At 57.9% G+C, this 15,476-nt stretch carries 12 protein-coding genes and 4 pseudogenes; 11 read left to right on the top strand and 5 right to left on the bottom strand.

The window, feature by feature from the left end; translation table 11 throughout:
* Positions 1 to 267 precede the first annotated feature (267 nt).
* The 7 genes and pseudogenes from nifW to CQ12_RS43405 all read left to right on the top strand — a co-directional run bounded on the left by nifW (position 268) and on the right by CQ12_RS43405 (position 5,358).
* Positions 268 to 609 carry a nitrogenase stabilizing/protective protein NifW gene (nifW, locus tag CQ12_RS05735; protein WP_057834384.1) on the top strand — a complete coding sequence of 114 codons (342 nt, stop codon included), beginning with the start codon at positions 268 to 270 and terminating at the stop codon, positions 607 to 609.
* 469 nt (positions 610 to 1,078) lie between these two features.
* Positions 1,079 to 1,910: pseudogene (locus CQ12_RS05730) on the top strand (electron transfer flavoprotein subunit beta/FixA family protein).
* Positions 1,911 to 1,929: 19 nt separating this feature from the next.
* Positions 1,930 to 3,039 (top strand): electron transfer flavoprotein subunit alpha/FixB family protein, encoded by a 1,110-nt coding sequence (locus CQ12_RS05725; RefSeq protein WP_057834383.1) that lies wholly within the window; start codon positions 1,930 to 1,932, stop codon positions 3,037 to 3,039.
* Between the two features lie 24 nt (positions 3,040 to 3,063).
* Positions 3,064 to 4,371 (top strand): FAD-dependent oxidoreductase, encoded by a 1,308-nt coding sequence (locus tag CQ12_RS05720; RefSeq protein ID WP_057834382.1) that lies wholly within the window; start codon positions 3,064 to 3,066, stop codon positions 4,369 to 4,371.
* 37 nt (positions 4,372 to 4,408) lie between these two features.
* Entirely contained in the window at positions 4,409 to 4,705 is a 297-nt protein-coding gene (locus CQ12_RS05715; RefSeq protein WP_057834381.1) for a ferredoxin family protein, read from the top strand.
* 214 nt (positions 4,706 to 4,919) lie between these two features.
* Positions 4,920 to 5,141 carry a hypothetical protein gene (locus tag CQ12_RS43410; RefSeq protein ID WP_198164074.1) on the top strand — a complete coding sequence of 74 codons (222 nt, stop codon included), beginning with the start codon at positions 4,920 to 4,922 and terminating at the stop codon, positions 5,139 to 5,141.
* Positions 5,128 to 5,358 (top strand): hypothetical protein, encoded by a 231-nt coding sequence (locus tag CQ12_RS43405; protein WP_157088017.1) that lies wholly within the window; start codon positions 5,128 to 5,130, stop codon positions 5,356 to 5,358. The genes CQ12_RS43410 and CQ12_RS43405 overlap by 14 nt, the downstream gene beginning before the upstream one ends.
* Before the next feature lie 70 nt (positions 5,359 to 5,428).
* Here CQ12_RS43405 and CQ12_RS05710 read toward each other — a convergent pair whose 3' ends face one another.
* The 4 genes and pseudogenes from CQ12_RS05710 to CQ12_RS41835 form a co-directional block, all read right to left on the bottom strand.
* On the bottom strand, positions 5,429 to 6,607 hold the full coding sequence (locus CQ12_RS05710) for a peptidogalycan biosysnthesis protein (RefSeq protein WP_157088016.1): 1,179 nt from the start codon (positions 6,605 to 6,607) through the stop codon (positions 5,429 to 5,431).
* On the bottom strand, positions 6,604 to 7,383 hold the full coding sequence (locus CQ12_RS05705; RefSeq protein ID WP_057834393.1) for a class I SAM-dependent methyltransferase: 780 nt from the start codon (positions 7,381 to 7,383) through the stop codon (positions 6,604 to 6,606). The genes CQ12_RS05710 and CQ12_RS05705 overlap by 4 nt, the downstream gene beginning before the upstream one ends.
* 421 nt (positions 7,384 to 7,804) lie before the next feature.
* Positions 7,805 to 8,128 (bottom strand): hypothetical protein, encoded by a 324-nt coding sequence (locus CQ12_RS05700; RefSeq protein WP_057834379.1) that lies wholly within the window; start codon positions 8,126 to 8,128, stop codon positions 7,805 to 7,807.
* Positions 8,129 to 9,143: 1,015 nt separating this feature from the next.
* A pseudogene (locus CQ12_RS41835) lies at positions 9,144 to 9,426 on the bottom strand (IS630 family transposase); the annotation flags it as partial.
* A gap of 470 nt (positions 9,427 to 9,896) precedes the next feature.
* Between CQ12_RS41835 and CQ12_RS41415 the strand changes: the two are divergent.
* The 3 genes from CQ12_RS41415 to glmS all read left to right on the top strand — a co-directional run bounded on the left by CQ12_RS41415 (position 9,897) and on the right by glmS (position 14,655).
* Positions 9,897 to 11,249 (top strand): coproporphyrinogen-III oxidase family protein, encoded by a 1,353-nt coding sequence (locus tag CQ12_RS41415; RefSeq protein WP_063799679.1) that lies wholly within the window; start codon positions 9,897 to 9,899, stop codon positions 11,247 to 11,249.
* Positions 11,250 to 11,257: 8 nt separating this feature from the next.
* Positions 11,258 to 12,211, top strand: coding sequence for a methyltransferase domain-containing protein (locus CQ12_RS05685; protein ID WP_083519139.1), 954 nt, complete (start codon positions 11,258 to 11,260; stop codon positions 12,209 to 12,211).
* A gap of 617 nt (positions 12,212 to 12,828) precedes the next feature.
* A complete protein-coding gene (gene glmS / locus CQ12_RS05680; RefSeq protein WP_057834375.1) occupies positions 12,829 to 14,655 on the top strand; it encodes a glutamine--fructose-6-phosphate transaminase (isomerizing) in 1,827 nt (608 codons plus the stop codon).
* A gap of 60 nt (positions 14,656 to 14,715) precedes the next feature.
* Here the strand turns inward: glmS and CQ12_RS47585 are convergent.
* Positions 14,716 to 15,185, bottom strand: a pseudogene (locus CQ12_RS47585) (Lrp/AsnC family transcriptional regulator); the annotation flags it as partial.
* A gap of 149 nt (positions 15,186 to 15,334) precedes the next feature.
* On the opposite strand from CQ12_RS47585, the pseudogene CQ12_RS41830 reads away from it, so the two are divergent.
* A pseudogene (locus CQ12_RS41830) lies at positions 15,335 to 15,476 on the top strand (alanine dehydrogenase); the annotation flags it as partial.

Genomic DNA, 15,476 nt, shown 5'->3' with positions numbered 1-15,476 from the left:
CCCTTCCGACGTCACCGTGGTTCGCATCTCGGCGCGCGCGTGCGGTCGCAGCGGAGCCATCGCTGCTCTATCGGCCATTTCGACCTCGACCATCATCTGATGTTGTTTCCGGCGACGCGATCGCCGTCCTGCTCGACCGCGTCGAGTTTCTGGAGGCGCGATTGGGCCATACGCAGCGCCGCCTGCGCGAGGCGGGGCTGCCGCGAGACGACCAGCCTATTCCGGGTCCCGAGCAGGGGCCGCCGGCATAACCCAAGGAGATTTTCGATGAGCGACATACAATCGGCTGCGGGCATCCTCTATCGGCTCAACACGGCCTGCTCGGCGGAGGAGTTTTTCGCCCTTCTCGGTGTGGACTACGACCCCAAAATCGTCAACGTCGCGCGCCTGCATATCTTAAGGCGCATGGGGCAATATCTCGCCAAGGAACAATTCGCCGGTGCCGCGGAGGCAGAAGTGACAGCGCGGTGCAAAGCGGTACTAGAGCAGGCCTATGCCGATTTCGTAGCGTCATCGCCGATCGAACAGCGGGTGTTCAAGGTTTTGCAGGATGCGGTCGCAGAGCCCAAGAAGCCGGCGGCCTTCGTGCCATTGAGTGCGCTGAAGTAACCTCACGCATCACTTCAGTGTTTGCCACAAACCATGTCGGATCGGCGCGTTACGCCGTCTTGCTCTTAATCGAGATCAACTCCATGCAGCAACGCGCGAAGCGGCGCTGTCGCATTCCCGACTATGTCGGACTTGAACTGCAGGCGATGTTGACGGCCAGTTTATCAACTTCTCGTAACCCATTGGTTTCGCGCCAGATTTTCGATGGCGCCGCAACTGGTACAACACTTGCTGTTCTAAGGCCAAGTCCGTCATTGACGCCGAGTTGACCGAATTATCGGCTGTCCGAGATGAGGAGCAAGACCAGTGATGTTGTCGTTACTGCTCGCAACTCGCGCCGGGATGACCTTGTGGGTCACGTTCGCGATGATGCCGTTAGAAACTGCCTTTGACGCCATTGAGGCCGGGATTGACCGGGAGATGGCCGCCAATGGGTAACTCGCGGGTCGACGGTAGCTCTGGAGAAAGCATGCACAGTATCGTTTGCGTCAAGCAGATCCCCGACTCTGCGGAGGTCCACGTGCCCCCCGTGACCAACACCACCATGCGGCAGGTGGCCCGACCATCATCAATCCCTACGACCTGTTCGCGATGGAAGCCGCGCTCGCATTGCGTGACAGGTTTGGCGACGAGATCACCGTGCTCACGATGGGGCCGCCATCGACCGAGGACTCCCCGCGCAAGGCGCACCTTCGGTGCCGATCGGCCGGTGCTGCTCACTGACCACTTCTTTGCCGGCGCCGACACGCTGGCCACGACTTACGCGTTCGCGGCCGCGATCCGGAAAATCGGTGCTTGGTTTAGCACGCCCGATATCATCTTCACCGGCAAGCAGACCATCGACGGCCACACCGCTCAGGTAGGGCCTGGCATGGCTAGGCGGCTCGGTCTGTTGCAGCTCACCTATGGCGCCAAAATCGCCGGGCTCGATCTCACCTCCCGCACCGTCGACGCGGATCGCCGCGCCGAAGGCGGCGTGCAGGTGGTGCGCACCAAGCTGCCCTGCCTGATCACCATACAGGAATGGACAAACCAGACTTGCGGCGGCGTCGATGGTCGCTCCGCCACGCGCGGCACGGGCGCCGGTGGTGAAATCGAGCGCGCAGGAAGCCGGCTTCGAGGACGTCTCGAAATGCGGTGCCCGCGCGGCTCACCGACCATCGTCAATCGGGTTGCGCCTCGCCGCGCCGCCAAGGCGGTGCTGGTGGAAGCTGCCAAGTAGCCGATGAAGGCGCTGATTCGAACGCGTCTTCGAGCGCAAACCGAAATCCGAAGCCGATCTTGCGGCGCTGGTGCGCTGATTCTGAGGGAGTTTGAGCCATGAGCAACGTCATCAAAGGTCCCACGTCTGCTGCCGGAGGTCGCGCAGCAGCGAAGAAAGAATTGCCGGAGCACTTCAAGGCCTACAAGCATATCTGGGTCTTCATCGAGCAGGAGCGCGGTCAGGTGCATCCCGTCTCCTGGGAGCTCATGGGTGCGGGCCGCAAGCTCGCCGACAGGCTAAAGGTTGATCTCGCCGCGGTTGTAATCGGCCCGGAGGGCGAGGAGACGCGCAGCACCGCCATCGAATCCTTCTGCTACGGCGCTGACCTTGTCTACCTCGTGGCCGATAATGTGCTATCAGAGTATCGTAACGAGTCCTACACCAAGGCGCTGACCGATCTCGTCAACACCTATAAGCCCGAGATACTGCTGTTGGGCGCCACCACGCTCGGTCGCGATCTCGCGGGGTCGGTCGCGACCACGCTACTGACGGGTCTCACCGCCGACTGCACCGGGCTCGACGTCGACGCGGATGGTTCGCTTGCGGCCACGCGTCCGACCTTTGGTGGCACGCTACTTTGCACGATCTACACCTTGAATTACCGGCCGCAAATGGCAACCGTCCGCCCACGCGTCATGCCGATGCCCGAGCGCGTCGCACGTGATGCCGCCCGTATCATCGTCCATCCGCTTGCCCTCGTCGAAGACGATATCGTGACCAAGGTCCTGTCGTTCATCCCGGACCGGGATTCCGCAAAATCCAACCTCGCTTATGCCGATGTCGTTGTCGCCGGCGGCTTGGGTCTGGGATCGCTGGAGAATTTTCAGCTGGTGCGCCAGCTCGCCGCGATGATTGGGGCCGAATTTGGCTGCTCGCGACCACTGGTACAGAAGGGCTGGGTCACCTCCGACCGCCAGATCGGACAAACCGGCAAGACCATACGGCCAAAGCTCTACATCGCCGCCGGCATTTCCGGTGCGATCCAGCATCGGGTCGGCGTCGAGGGCGCGGACCTGATCGTCGCGATCAACACTGACAAGAACGCTCCGATTTTCGACTTCGCCCATATCGGCATCGTTACCGATGCAATCCATTTGCTGCCGGCGCTGACGGCCGCATTTCGTGCGCGGCTGTCGCCGCATTCGCGCGACCGCATTGCGAGCTAGCGCACCAGTGAGAAGGAGAGGCTCATGATCGAAGAACGATTCGACGCCATCGTGATCGGCGCCGGCATGGCGGGCAATGCCGCGGCCCTGACCATGGCCAAGCGGGGCATGAAGGTGCTGCAGCTCGAGCGCGGCGAATATTCGGGATCGAAGAACGTGCAGGGCGCGATCCTCTATGCCGACATGCTGGAAAAGCTAATCCCGGACTTTCGCGAGGACGCGCCGCTTGAGCGACATCTAGTCGAGCAGCGGTTCTGGATGATGGACGATCGCTCCCATGTCGGCCTGCATTACTGCTCCGACGAGTTCAATGAGCAGCGGCCGAACCGCTACACCATCATCCGCGCGCAGTTCGACAAATGGTTCTCCTCTAAGGTACGCGAGGCCGGCGCGACGGTGCTGTGCGAGACCACGGTGACCGAGCTCGCGCAGGATGCCAAGGGCAAGGTCGTCGGGGTGCGTACGGATCGCGGCGGCGGCGAAATCCATGCAGATGTTGTCGTGCTGGCCGAGGGCGTCAACGGCCTGCTCGGCACGCGTGCGGGTCTGCGCGAGCGGCCCAAGCCTGACAAGGTGGCACTCGCGGTGAAGGAAATGCACTTCTTGCAGCGCGAGACCATCGAGGAACGGTTCAATCTCGAAGGCGACGAGGGCGTCGTGATCGAGGCGGCCGGCACCATTTCCCGCGGCATGACCGGGATGGGCTTCATCTATGCTAACAAGGAGTGCATCTCGCTCGGCATCGGCTGTCTCGTCGCCGACTTCCAGCGCACGGGCGAGACGCCGTATGGGTTGCTCGATCGCTTCAAGCGGCATCCGTCCGTGGCGCGGCTGATCAAGGGCTCCGAGGTGAAGGAATATTCCGCGCATCTGATACCTGAGGGCGGCTACAAGGCGATCCCGCAGCTTTATGGTGAGGGCTGGGTGGTGGTGGGCGATGCGGCGCAGCTCAACAACGCCATTCATCGAGAGGGCTCTAACCTCGCGATGACCTCGGGCCGCATCGCGGCCGAAGCAATCTCGCAGGTGAGGTCGCGCCGGGCTCCCATGAGCGCTGAGAACCTCGCGCTCTACAAGAAGATGCTGGATGACTCCTTCGTGATCAAGGATCTGAAGAAATACAAGGATATGCCGAAGCTGATGCACACCAATTCGCAAAACTTTTTTCTTACCTATCCGCAGCTGGTCTCCAGAGCGATGCAGAACTTTGTGCGCGTCGACGGCACGCCAAAAACTGAGAAAGAGAAGGTGACGTTGAAATCCTTCGTCAACGCGCGGTCATGGATAGGTCTGTTCGGCGATGCATTCCGCCTCGCCCGCGCTTGGCGCTGATCAGCCAAAGTCGGAGCCGAATCTCAGGAGTTGAAACATGACTGTCGAGCCCTCTGTGCGCGTCGAGGATAAGCTGTTCTACAATCGCTATCTCGTCGACGTCGGTCGTCCCCACATCAAGGTACGCGCGCACACCAAGCCATCGGCGCAGCTACTTGCGCTATTGAGAGCGTGCCCCGCGCGCTGCTATGAGCTCAACGACAAGGGCCAGGTCGAGATCACCGTCGACGGCTGCATCGAGTGCGGCACCTGCCGCGTCATCGGAGAGCCCACCGGCGACATCGAATGGAGCTATCCGCGTGGGGGATATGGGGTGTTATTCAAGTTTGGGTGAGGGCTCAACGACAGGTGGTGTGTGATCGCCATGATTGAGAAGGTCTCGATGGCGTCCGTGGCGAGCTTGGCTGATGATTATTGGGCAAGCCAATACGGAAACAGCCGGTGGCACTTCGTGAACATTCCGCTCGGCAAGAGCGCCTACGATCCAGATCGAGACTGTTTGGAAGGCAATCGCGTCATCCAGGCCATTGCGCGTTTTGGCGGTGTGCTTGACAGAAATCCGGTTGACTACAGCGAAGGCTGTCTCGGGCGCATTGAAGCTCGTTCCCGATGCTGAAGCGCTCAAGACGCTCGAAGCCGATTACAATAAAATGGCGGATGACGGCATCTTGCTTGGCGAAGCTGAGCCCTTCGCGACGCTGATCGAACGCTGCGCCGAAATCGAGCGGCTCGCCAACGCGAACCGCCGGCGCCGATATGAAGAAGTCTGACGTCAAGAAGATCATCGCCATAACCGGCCTTGCTACCAGACTTCCTGCCACACAAATCAATCGAGCCGTCGATGCAGAGTGGCGGCGTCGCCGCTGGTCTACTCGGCAAATTGAAGAAATAGCAATTTCTTCGCCCAAGATCTGCCAACCTCAAATTGAAGCCGGGCTTCACGGCCGCTATATCGAGCGCTTGGTAGAATCGAACCTCGCTCGATGATTCAGGTCAAAACGTCGTCAGGTTCGAACGTTCGACAAGACGTACACAAGCTGCGGCAAGTCGTATTTTGTCAACCTGTTCGATCTTGATGAGACTCGACCAATTTCCAATCATGGCTCAGATGGCCAGGGAATTGATCCCGATATTGTCTGAGCATACGGCGATTGTGCCGCTTGGCCTCCGAGTGGCAGATGTGCTGTTTATCGGCACATTTGGCGACGACGGCTTGCGGCTCGATCTTTGCCCCGCGGTTCACCTTCGCGCGCAGAGCGGAGGTAGAAAGCCGCAATGTCGTGAGACCGTGCGCTGCAGCGTAGTCGAGAGCCTCGTAGTAGCAGAGGACGAAATATCTGTAGTCGTTGAGACCGAGATTGTAGTCGGCTCCGAAATAGCGCAAGTGAAGTGCCGTTCCGAAGCGATAGAAGAGAGCCAGCGCGGTTACGTCGTCGTTACGCTTAGAAATTGCTGCGGCACCCAAATGCGATACACCCGCCTTTCTCTGCCCCGCAAGGATCCTTTGCATCCACTCGAGATCCTGCGCGCTGCCGTACCGTGACCTGTTCTGGGTGAAGAGATGAGCGGCCACCGAGTCATCGAGTTCCTCGGCCGCGGCCCATTCGACCTTGCTTCCCATTCGCTGGAACGCAGCGATTTCAGACTTGCTCTGATTACGGTCATGCGCGCGCGAGCGCGCCATCACTCCGGCGAGTCCTGTGTCGGGAACTTCCAGCGAGGCTTCGGCAGAATGCAAAACGACCGCCGCCCCTATGGCGTCTGCAAATTCCACCGCAGCCTGGTAGGGCATGTACGGCATCACAAAGCCGGCATAGCCCCGCTCCTGGACATAGTTCAACGCGCAGCGTCCTAACTCTGTCAAAGCCTGACGCCTTCGCCCGCCCTGAATGCACGGAATCTCGTTGTGTGTGTTGCGCCGACCGCCCAGCCAGAGAAAGCTCTGTTGCCAAGGGCCAGGAATGTCCGCCATGCAATCTGGTAGGAAAAACATCCCGGACGCTTGGTCTCCTTCCCAAAGCGTACATGCGGCGACGAGGCTGGCCGATCCGTGGACCGCAAGCACGTCCGTTGCACCGAATGAATGTTCGAGAGCTCGCAGCCACCGGTAGCTGTTGTAGAAATTGTTATCACTGATTAGAGCATCCCATTCATGCTCGTCCATGTCGCATAGCTTTTGCGAAACGCCGGAGCAAAACGCGCGGGACGCTTCGCTTCTCGAGGGGACAATCGTCATGACTTTGACTCCGCATATCGTGGCTCACGGGCGCGCACACCCTCGATGATGACCGAGTGTGGCTTTTGAAGATATGCATGCAACTCTTTGGGAGGATGATCGAAAGTGGCATATGCCGGAGCATCCAGTTCCCGCCACTTCAACGATCGGAGGCCGGCTTGTTCTAACGCACATTCCAAAGAAGCCGCGGACCAATACCATGCGAAGACGCTGCCTTGTTCTCCGTTTTTGCAGAAGTCGACCCTTATGCGTCCACCGTCTAGATATGGTTTCTCAGGATCGTCGGCCGCGAGCCTGAACCCATAGGGCTCGTAGTAGTCGGAACGTGAACTGTAAGACGGATGAATCGGCAATGTCACGAAGCGGCCGCCAGGACGCAACAGGACAGCTATGTCGGCGCACATGGCTTGCAGCTCAGTTTCGGTGGCCGCATAAGGCAGCACATAGGCTGCAAGCACCAGGTCGAATTGGCCCATCAATGAGGCAGGGAGATGGGAGACGAAGGAGATGTTGATAGCCTCCTTCTCTGCCCGACGCCGCGCGTAGCTCAGCATGCCTAGCGCCGGATCGTATCCTACAACGCGGCCGGCACCGCGCTGCTTTAGGATGCGGGAATACACCCCCGTGCCGCACCCGAAATCGAGGATGGAGAGACCATCAACGTCCCCGATTGCCTCTAGTACGCTTGGCATTTCGACGTATTTTCGAAGGGGCCAGTGAGCCATATTCTCGTGTAGACTGGCAAGCTCATCGAATTGAGCAGCATTATCGGACATGAGAACTTCGCTTCTTCCTTTCGCTATACGCCACATCAGCGAACCTCCCGCGTTCGCGTGATATCGGGAAAGTTCAGGACCAGCAGGGCAATGGCCTTGCTGCACGTGAATGCCGAAACCGCAATCCGAGAGTGCTTTTCGTATTTCTGATTAAGATCGACACCATGCCGCGTTGCTCGGCCAGGTCGGCGATAAGCTGTTGGGTTTTCGGGGCATACCAAGATCCGCACTAAGATCGGGCCCGCATGTCATTCGCAAGGAATGTCATCGACAACTTCCTGTACAGCCGCCGAAATGTGGCCCAACAGTGAACGGCCACCACAGGCGCTCCGGTCGCGCGAACTCACGCGCGCTGTCCCGGCGCCCGAGTGCGAACCGCTGACGAAAGCAACCGTTCCGGTAAAGCCCGTGCCGGCGAAACTCATGGTTCGATACGTTCCGACCAGACCGATACCGTCTTGGATCTGTCGAGATACTTCTCGTAGAGTTGCTCGATCAGTTCCTTGCCGACCACAGCCAGCTCAGCTTGATAGGCGGCGCGATCGGTCACCTCAATGCGCTCAACATAATCCCACGGTCCGCCTGATAGGCCAGCGCCGGTCTCGGTGATGCGGTGCGTGCAATAGCTGAGGATAGTTTTCATTTTGCCTGCGATGACATAGTCCACCTCGCGTTCGAAGCGTTCATAGTCGGCCGCCCTGACACCCGGCTTCAATGCTGCAAACACAAATCGGACAACAGTCATAGGGGTCTTTCTCCTTGTGTTGTGGCGGGACCAGAAATAAACCGACCAGCTCTTAGACAAGATGACAGGCGACGAAGCGGCTGGATGGGCCCTCATGCGCAGTCTTTCTGCGCAGGCGGCCTTTGGCTAATGGCCAGCTGCCGCGCGCGGAAACGCCCGGGCAAAAGGCGCGGGACGCCCCGTCCCCGAAAGGGAAAAACCTGACGGCTTGGCCCCGCATATCTTCAGTGACCAGCGATTATCAAGTGCGGCTTTTGAAGGACGGCCCATCTTGATGTAACGCGCTGCCGTTCTCCAGACCCGATGAGAACCAAAGCCGTGCTGCGCGAACGACAGAAGCACCCGCGATGGACACGGCCGAACTTCAGTTGCTGGGACCACACCCATCGGTGCGGCATCGATGGTATTGGTTTGGATTAATCGAGCAAGTTTCATCTTAGCTCTCGGCCGGGTATCTGCGAGATTGCCATGGTCGTAATGGATCCTCCCAGTGTCCCAGCAATCGGCATGCCACAAACACGTTGCGCGAGCGTGCTTGAAAACGGGCAAAGTCATGTGCTTCGCGCTGCGCGGGCGGAATACTTGCGGTTTCTTGTTGGGTTTCGCACATAAATGTGTCCGTCCAGACACGGCTAAATATGACAACGCGGTAACGCGATGGCAGCGACTGCCAGCTGTCGAGATCGGCGGCGCAAGATCATGGCCGTTCTGACCGGCGTCTGGGTGTTCGAGTTTTCCAGCGCGATACTAGAACAGGGGTCAGGCGCAGCTGACAGTCGACGAAATGTTCCGTCTGATCGCTGATGCAGGCGCGGCATTCAATGAGAGTTATTCACATTCGAGCGCCGAGACGTAGTTCAAGCGTTACGACTATGGAAAACTCCATCTCCGGAGATCTGGGGAGGCGACACAATCCCGGTGTCGTCATTCAGTTGTGGAGTGGGGGCGCGGAGCGCCCAACCGCCGCATGGTGCGGAATATCGAGATTACAGTGAGGACTGCTAGTCAGGTGGATCTAAAGTTCGCCACATAAGTCTGCTGGGCTTTGTGGTAGAAGCGTTTGACGGAAGCCAAAATCTGGTCGGCGGACTTGGTCCATTTGAAGGGCTTCGGGTTTCTGTTGTGCAGATCGGTGAAGGTGCGGATGTCGGCCTCGACCTGACGGACGTGTGGAAACCTCGCTGGATCTGCTTTCTGGGGAGTTCGGCGAACCAGCGCTCGACCTGATTGATCCATGACGCGGAAGTCGGCCTAAGGTGGACATGATAGTGAGGTCGGCGGGCGAGCCACGCTTTGATCTAGTAAAGTTGTCGAATAAAATGCAGGACGGCTTTTCGGAGACTCTTCCTGCGCAGTTGGCATGACTCTTGAGTGTCTCTCGTTGCCCGGCGGCAGGAGGTGCCGACCGGGATCACTGACTGACCCTCTCATTTGAGAAGGAGGAAACAATGAAGATCGACATGTCAGCCTATGGTATAACCGAATTAACTCCTGAAGAAGCATCTGCAACTTCGGGGGGTGGTCTTGGCGACCTACAGGAGCAGTTGGCGGACTTGAGAGGGTAGGAGCCGCTGTAGCTATATCTGCGGGCGTTTGGTTTCTTACACATACGCCGCACGGTTAGATCCGAAGACCATAAGTGGCGCACACGCCATACTCAAATGGCTATGAGTAGCTTGCACTGAAATGGCTAATCGCCATAAGGAACTTGTGACGTCCGGAGAAGACGGCGTTCAGGCGTTCCCTGGCTTTGGCAAGAGGTTAAGCCATGGATTGTCTGGAATTTCTTCAAACAACTATAGCGAAAAAGGAGCTGCCGACCTATGTCTATGGTTATCCGTCTAAGCGAGCGTATCGGGCCTTTAGGCAACCACTCCGCATAACTGATGTTGCCGAGCAGGCTAGTCGCTCAAAGCAAATCAACATCTATATCCATATTCCGTTCTGTCGTTACCGCTGCACTTACTGCACTCTCTTTCTTACAACGCGCCATAGACAGGCGTCCCGGGAGTCCTATGTCGCTCGACTGGTGGAGCTCGTCGGTCGCTATGGAGAATACTTCGGAGACCGAGAGGTCGTAAGCATCTATTTCGGCGGCGGCAGTCCAACCCTGCTGACGCAGCATCAATTCGGCGAGCTTTTCGTCGCTCTCGATGCAGCCTTTCCAAAACGAAACCCGCGATGTGAGATTACAGTCGAAAGCGCGCCAGACTCTTTCGACAACAACCTTCTGGATTGCTTGAAGGTCCTTGGCGTCAACAGAATGAGCATGGGCATTCAAAGCATGGAGCCCGGAGAGCTTGCTCACTCTGGTAGACCATATTCGGTCGAGACTGCGAAAGCTGCGATCGAAGCCCTCATCGAGCGCTTTTCTCACGTCAATCTTGATCTAATTTACGGCCTGCGTGGTCAAACCCGCGATTCCTGGATCCTTTCGCTTTGTCGCGTGCTTGACTATGCGCCGCAGACAATCTCTCTTTATCCCGTTGTTGTTCGTCCGATGACGAGCATCATTACTTCGAAGGCGCACAATCCCGAATTATTCTTCTCTGAAGCGGAAAAGTATGAGGTCTACGACCAGAACGTTGCTCTGATGGCGTCCAAAGGTTACCGCCAGGAATCCTTCACGCGCTTCACCAAGATCGCTGGCGACCAGGCCTACCGACAGGAGGTGTCGGATTTCGAGGGAACGCCCCTGCTAGGATTGGGAGCTGGCGCCAGAAGCTATTTCGGGCAATATCACTATAGCACGGACTATGCTGTCAACTGGAGCGCGGCTTCGCCCATCATCGACGCCTTCTCGGCTCGCCCCTTCGATCCTCACGCGATAGCATCGCATGGAATCCGGCTGACGCAGGAAGATCTTGCGCGTCGTTACGTCCTGCTTGGACTGACGTTGTCAGCTTTGAGCAGAAAGAATTATGCTGCAGTATTCGGACGCGCACTGGCGGCCGATTTCTGCGAAGAACTCGAGGCGCTCGAACGTTTGCAACTCGTCGACTTGGCAGATGGTGATACTTATCAACTTACTCACACCGGATTCAAATATTCGAGCATTATGGCTCGGATTTTTTACTCGGGCACGATAGTGGCCCTCGAAGAGCAATATCAGGCTGCGTGAGGTGCGGTATGCAAGAGGTGGCGAAGCATTCACCCTTTTGGTGGGATTCGGGCTACGCCGATCCCAACGTGTCGTGTATGGGTGGTCCTAGTACCGAAATCTTCGAAATAGCACCAGCTCTCCGCGCAAAGAGCGTAGTTGTCGAGCTGGGTTGCGGTGAAGGGCGCAACGTCCTCTATTTGTCCCAGTTTGGTCATCAGGTAATCGCAACCGATATATCTGAAGCCGCCATTTCCAAACTAAACCGGCTCGCAGGTGATCTCGGCGTAAATATAACGAGCGGTGTCGCTTCTGTGGAAGCGTTCCAGTCGCCTGCTTACCTCGACCTCTTCATAGCGCAATCCGTGTTGCATTTCACCGAACGGACCGTCTGGAAACCGCTCGTCACGGTCTTAATCGATCGCACGCGGCCCGGAGGATTTCATTGCTTCACCAACACGCTCGATCAACCGGACCATCCTATTCCCAAGGAGAGTTTGGCATGCGGTCACAAGAAATCGTTCTCGCGCGGAGAGCTGGAGGCTATCTATACAGAAGCCGGCTGGGAAATCTTGCGCTCCGATCATTACATTAAATGGGACTCGCACCCTGGCATTCCAATCCATTCGCACTGCATCGAGAAAGTTGTGGTTCGTAAGCCAATTGGATCTGAAGATCTCCCGCGAATGAGAGATGAGCCCATCAAGGCAGCCGGGATGATCCCCACCAAACAGTTTGATATCTTGAAACTTGGTACACCACGCGATGCCATAATTGAAATGCTCGGCTCGCCGCCAGCCAGCCAGGGGGTGACGACTGCCCGGAAGACAGTTGGCGGCAACAATCAAGAGGCCATAGCGGACGGCTACGTACGCGAGGATATGATCTATGGCGATCACGGCCTTCAGTTCGTCAACGGAACGCTCACCGGCAAATATCGATACTTCACGCCCCCGAAGCGCTTGAGCATTCGAGATGAGTGATGCTCGAACGCACGTTATTGTTGGCCGCCTTGGCCGCCGAAAAACGTCTCAGGTCCGCTTTGCCCTCATCTAGACCAAGCCCGCGCCGCACAGCGTGCCGGGTCCGCAGATCTTGTAATGTCTCCTAGCAGGCAGTTTACAACGTGCCACCATGGTGCCGTCCCACACACGCACAAGACCATCCGGGCTGCGCCAGAAGATATTCTCACGCGCTTCCTGGCGTGCTGCTGATGCAGCCCTCGCAAAAAGCCGTTTTGCGAAAGCGCGTTTCTCTCAATTGCAGTCTATAAAACTGTCCTCGATGTAAGCCAAGCACCGGACGATGGGAGCACTCAGCGCGATGCCCGGCACGCTTGATCCGCGACAACGCAGCCGAATAATCGCTGAGATTCTTCGAAGACCGCGGGCACGCGTCGTAAAGCTCGCGGCTCCGTTTCGAAAAAGCGGAACATTGTCAATTCCCTCGGTATTGGCATGCGAATTGCCTGCCTCTGGCTCAGGCAAATGAGCGATAGGCCGTGACCAATCTGACAAACAGCGCGACTTTAGCTTGCCGCCTACATCTGAAGGCAGGACGACGATGCCGTTCAACTGGAGCTGCGGGGATATTAATCTGCATGTGCGGGATTGTCGGCATTTTGGGACGCGGTCCGGTGTCGGAGCAATTGATCGCTTCGCTGAAGCGGCTGGAATATCGCGGCTATGACTCCGCAGGTGTTGCGACCCTGGAAGGCACTCATCTTGATCGGCGGCGCTCCGAGGGCAAGCTGAAAGGCCTTGAGAGCGGACTACGCGCCGAGCCGCTGTGGGGCCACACCGGGATCGGCTATACCCGCTGGACCAAGAACGGCAAGCCGACCGAGAATTACGCTCATCCGCATGCGGCTGACAATGTGGCCGTGGTCCATAACGGCATCATCGATAATTTTTGCGAGCTGCGCGGCAAGTCGGAAGAGCAGGGTGCCCAATTCGCTTCCGAGACCGACACCGAACTGATCGCTCACCTCGTCGACTCTCATCTGATCAAGGGCTATTCGCCGCAGGACGCGGTGAGAGCCTTGCTACCCAAATTGCGCGGGGCGTTCGCGCTGGTTTTCCTGTTCAAGGGCTACGACGACCTGATGATCGGCGCCCGCAAGGGCTCGCCGCTTGCGATCGGCCATGGCGACGGCGAAATGTTTCTGGCGTCGGATGCGATTGCGCTTGCGCCTCTCACTGAGACCATCACCTATCTCGATGACGGCGATTGGGCCGTTCTCACCCGCAAGACGCTCGTGATCTATGATGTGCAAGGCACCGTAGCCCATCGCGATGTGCTGAAATGCGGCGCGTTGTCGTTTCTCGTCGACAAGGCGAATTGCCTCCACTCCCTGGCCAAGGAGATTCATGAGCAGCCCGAAGTCGTCGGGCATACGCTGACGCACTATGTCGACAAGGGCGCAGAGCGTGCCGCGTTGCCGCAGAAGCTACCATTCGACTTCAAGGACTTTGACCGCATCTTGATCACTGCTTGCGGCAGCGCCAGTTATGCCGGGTATGTCGCCAAATATTGGTTCGAGCTGCTGGCCCGCATCCCGGTCGAGATCGATGTTGCCTCCGAATTCTGCTACCGGGAGGCGCCGCTGCGCAAGGGCGATCTCGCCATCTTCATTTCGCAGTCCGGCGAGACGGCCGATACCCTCGGCGCGCTGCGCTACGCCAAGTCGCAGGGGCTGCACACGCTCTCGGTAGTCAACGTGCCGACCTCGACGATCGCGCGCGAGAGCGAGACGGTGTTGCAGACGCTGGCCGGGCCGGTAATCCGCGGCCCGTCGACCAAGGCCTTCACGTGCCAACTGGTGGTGCTGGCCGCGCTTGCGGTCATTGCCGGCAGGTCGCGCGGTGAATTGTCCGACGCCGACGAGGCCAGGCTCGTGCAGGAGTTGATCGAAATCCCGCGGCTGATTGCAGCAGCGCTTGCGACCGAGCCGCAAATCGAGAATCTCGCGCGCAAGATCGCCAAGTCGCGCGACGTGCTCTATCTCGGCCGCGGTACCTCATTTCCGCTGGCGCTGGAAGGCGCGCTGAAGCTGAAGGAAATCGCCTATATCCACGCCGAAGGCTACGCCGCGGGCGAGCTCAAGCACGGGCCGCTTGCGCTGGTCGACGAGAGCATGCCAGTCGTGGTGATTGCCCCGCACGACCAGCTTTTCGAAAAGACCGTCTCAAACATGCAAGAAGTTGCAGCAAGAGGCGGCAATATCATCCTGATGACCGATGAAAGAGGTGCTAAGGAGGCCGCCGTGGACTCGCTCGTGACCATCGTACTGCCTGATATGGCGAAAAACTTCACTCCGATGGTCTATGACATTCCGATGCAGCTCTTGGCGTATCATACCGCGGTGGTGATGGGCACCGACGTCGACCAGCCTCGCAATCTCGCAAAATCGGTGACCATGAAATAGGCGGGCTTAGATATCGACGCCCTGGGCTAGACTCTCATGAGAGCACTATAGAGTGTATACCTATTTGCGGAGTAAGCGCCCCGATCTTCCGAAGACGGCCGGGGGTACTGCACGATTGACGATCTGCCGTAAGGCAAAATTTGACTGGATGCGCGAAACGCGGGGAAGACGCGAGAGTTCAGTTCGGTGGATTCTCTCGAAATCCTCGTTATCGCGAGCCAGTACGATGAGGAGGTAGTCGTCGCTTCCCGACATCAAAAAGCAGCGGATCACTGATGGGCACTTGAGGACACCGGTTTCGAACAAGTTTAATGCCTCGTCACTTTGTCCAGAGTGACTCTAACCAGCACAGTGGTGTTGAGACCGAACCGGTTCAGGTCGAGTATCGCCTGATATCCCGTGATCTATCCTTCGTCTTCCAACGCGCGCTGCCGGCGCGCGATTGCAGTGCTGGATAGTCCCATTCGATTCGAGAGTTCGGTCTGACTGATCCGCGCGTTAGTGCTGAGCTCGGCCAGGATCGTCGTGTCAATCTTGTCGGCGTCCATCTGTTTGGAATCCTGCGTGATAGTGTCAAAAATCGTTAGATTCTTGCACCAATTGGCGCCTGCTTCGCAAGTTTGCAGGAAAACAATCTGCCGTTTCGATTAGAAGAGCTCATCCGAATAGGAGATTGCAATTGAAGGTGGGCGTTCCCAAGGAAATCAAGACGCACGAATACCGCGTGGGCCTGACCCCTGGAGCGGTCCGGGAGTATGTGGCCGCAGGCCACAGCGTACTGCTCGAGACCAATGCCGGTGCTGGTATAGGCGCTACAGATG

It is taken from the genome of Bradyrhizobium jicamae (assembly GCF_001440395.1).
GTDB lineage: Bacteria > Pseudomonadota > Alphaproteobacteria > Rhizobiales > Xanthobacteraceae > Bradyrhizobium > Bradyrhizobium jicamae.
This window is presented reverse-complemented; position numbering and strand designations above follow the sequence as displayed.

Bases quoted from the DNA above. Each gene is read 5' to 3' on its own strand.
- nifW (WP_057834384.1), top strand. From the start codon at position 268: ATGAGCGACATACAATCGGCTGCGGGCATCCTCTATCGGCTCAACACG.
- CQ12_RS05725 (WP_057834383.1), top strand. From the start codon at position 1,930: ATGAGCAACGTCATCAAAGGTCCCACGTCTGCTGCCGGAGGTCGCGCA.
- CQ12_RS05710 (WP_157088016.1), bottom strand. From the start codon at position 6,607: ATGACGATTGTCCCCTCGAGAAGCGAAGCGTCCCGCGCGTTTTGCTCC.
- CQ12_RS05715 (WP_057834381.1), top strand. From the start codon at position 4,409: ATGACTGTCGAGCCCTCTGTGCGCGTCGAGGATAAGCTGTTCTACAAT.
- CQ12_RS05720 (WP_057834382.1), top strand. From the start codon at position 3,064: ATGATCGAAGAACGATTCGACGCCATCGTGATCGGCGCCGGCATGGCG.
- glmS (WP_057834375.1), top strand. From the start codon at position 12,829: ATGTGCGGGATTGTCGGCATTTTGGGACGCGGTCCGGTGTCGGAGCAA.
- CQ12_RS41415 (WP_063799679.1), top strand. From the start codon at position 9,897: ATGGATTGTCTGGAATTTCTTCAAACAACTATAGCGAAAAAGGAGCTG.
- CQ12_RS43405 (WP_157088017.1), top strand. From the start codon at position 5,128: ATGAAGAAGTCTGACGTCAAGAAGATCATCGCCATAACCGGCCTTGCT.
- CQ12_RS05685 (WP_083519139.1), top strand. From the start codon at position 11,258: ATGCAAGAGGTGGCGAAGCATTCACCCTTTTGGTGGGATTCGGGCTAC.
- CQ12_RS05705 (WP_057834393.1), bottom strand. From the start codon at position 7,383: ATGTCCGATAATGCTGCTCAATTCGATGAGCTTGCCAGTCTACACGAG.
- CQ12_RS05700 (WP_057834379.1), bottom strand. From the start codon at position 8,128: ATGACTGTTGTCCGATTTGTGTTTGCAGCATTGAAGCCGGGTGTCAGG.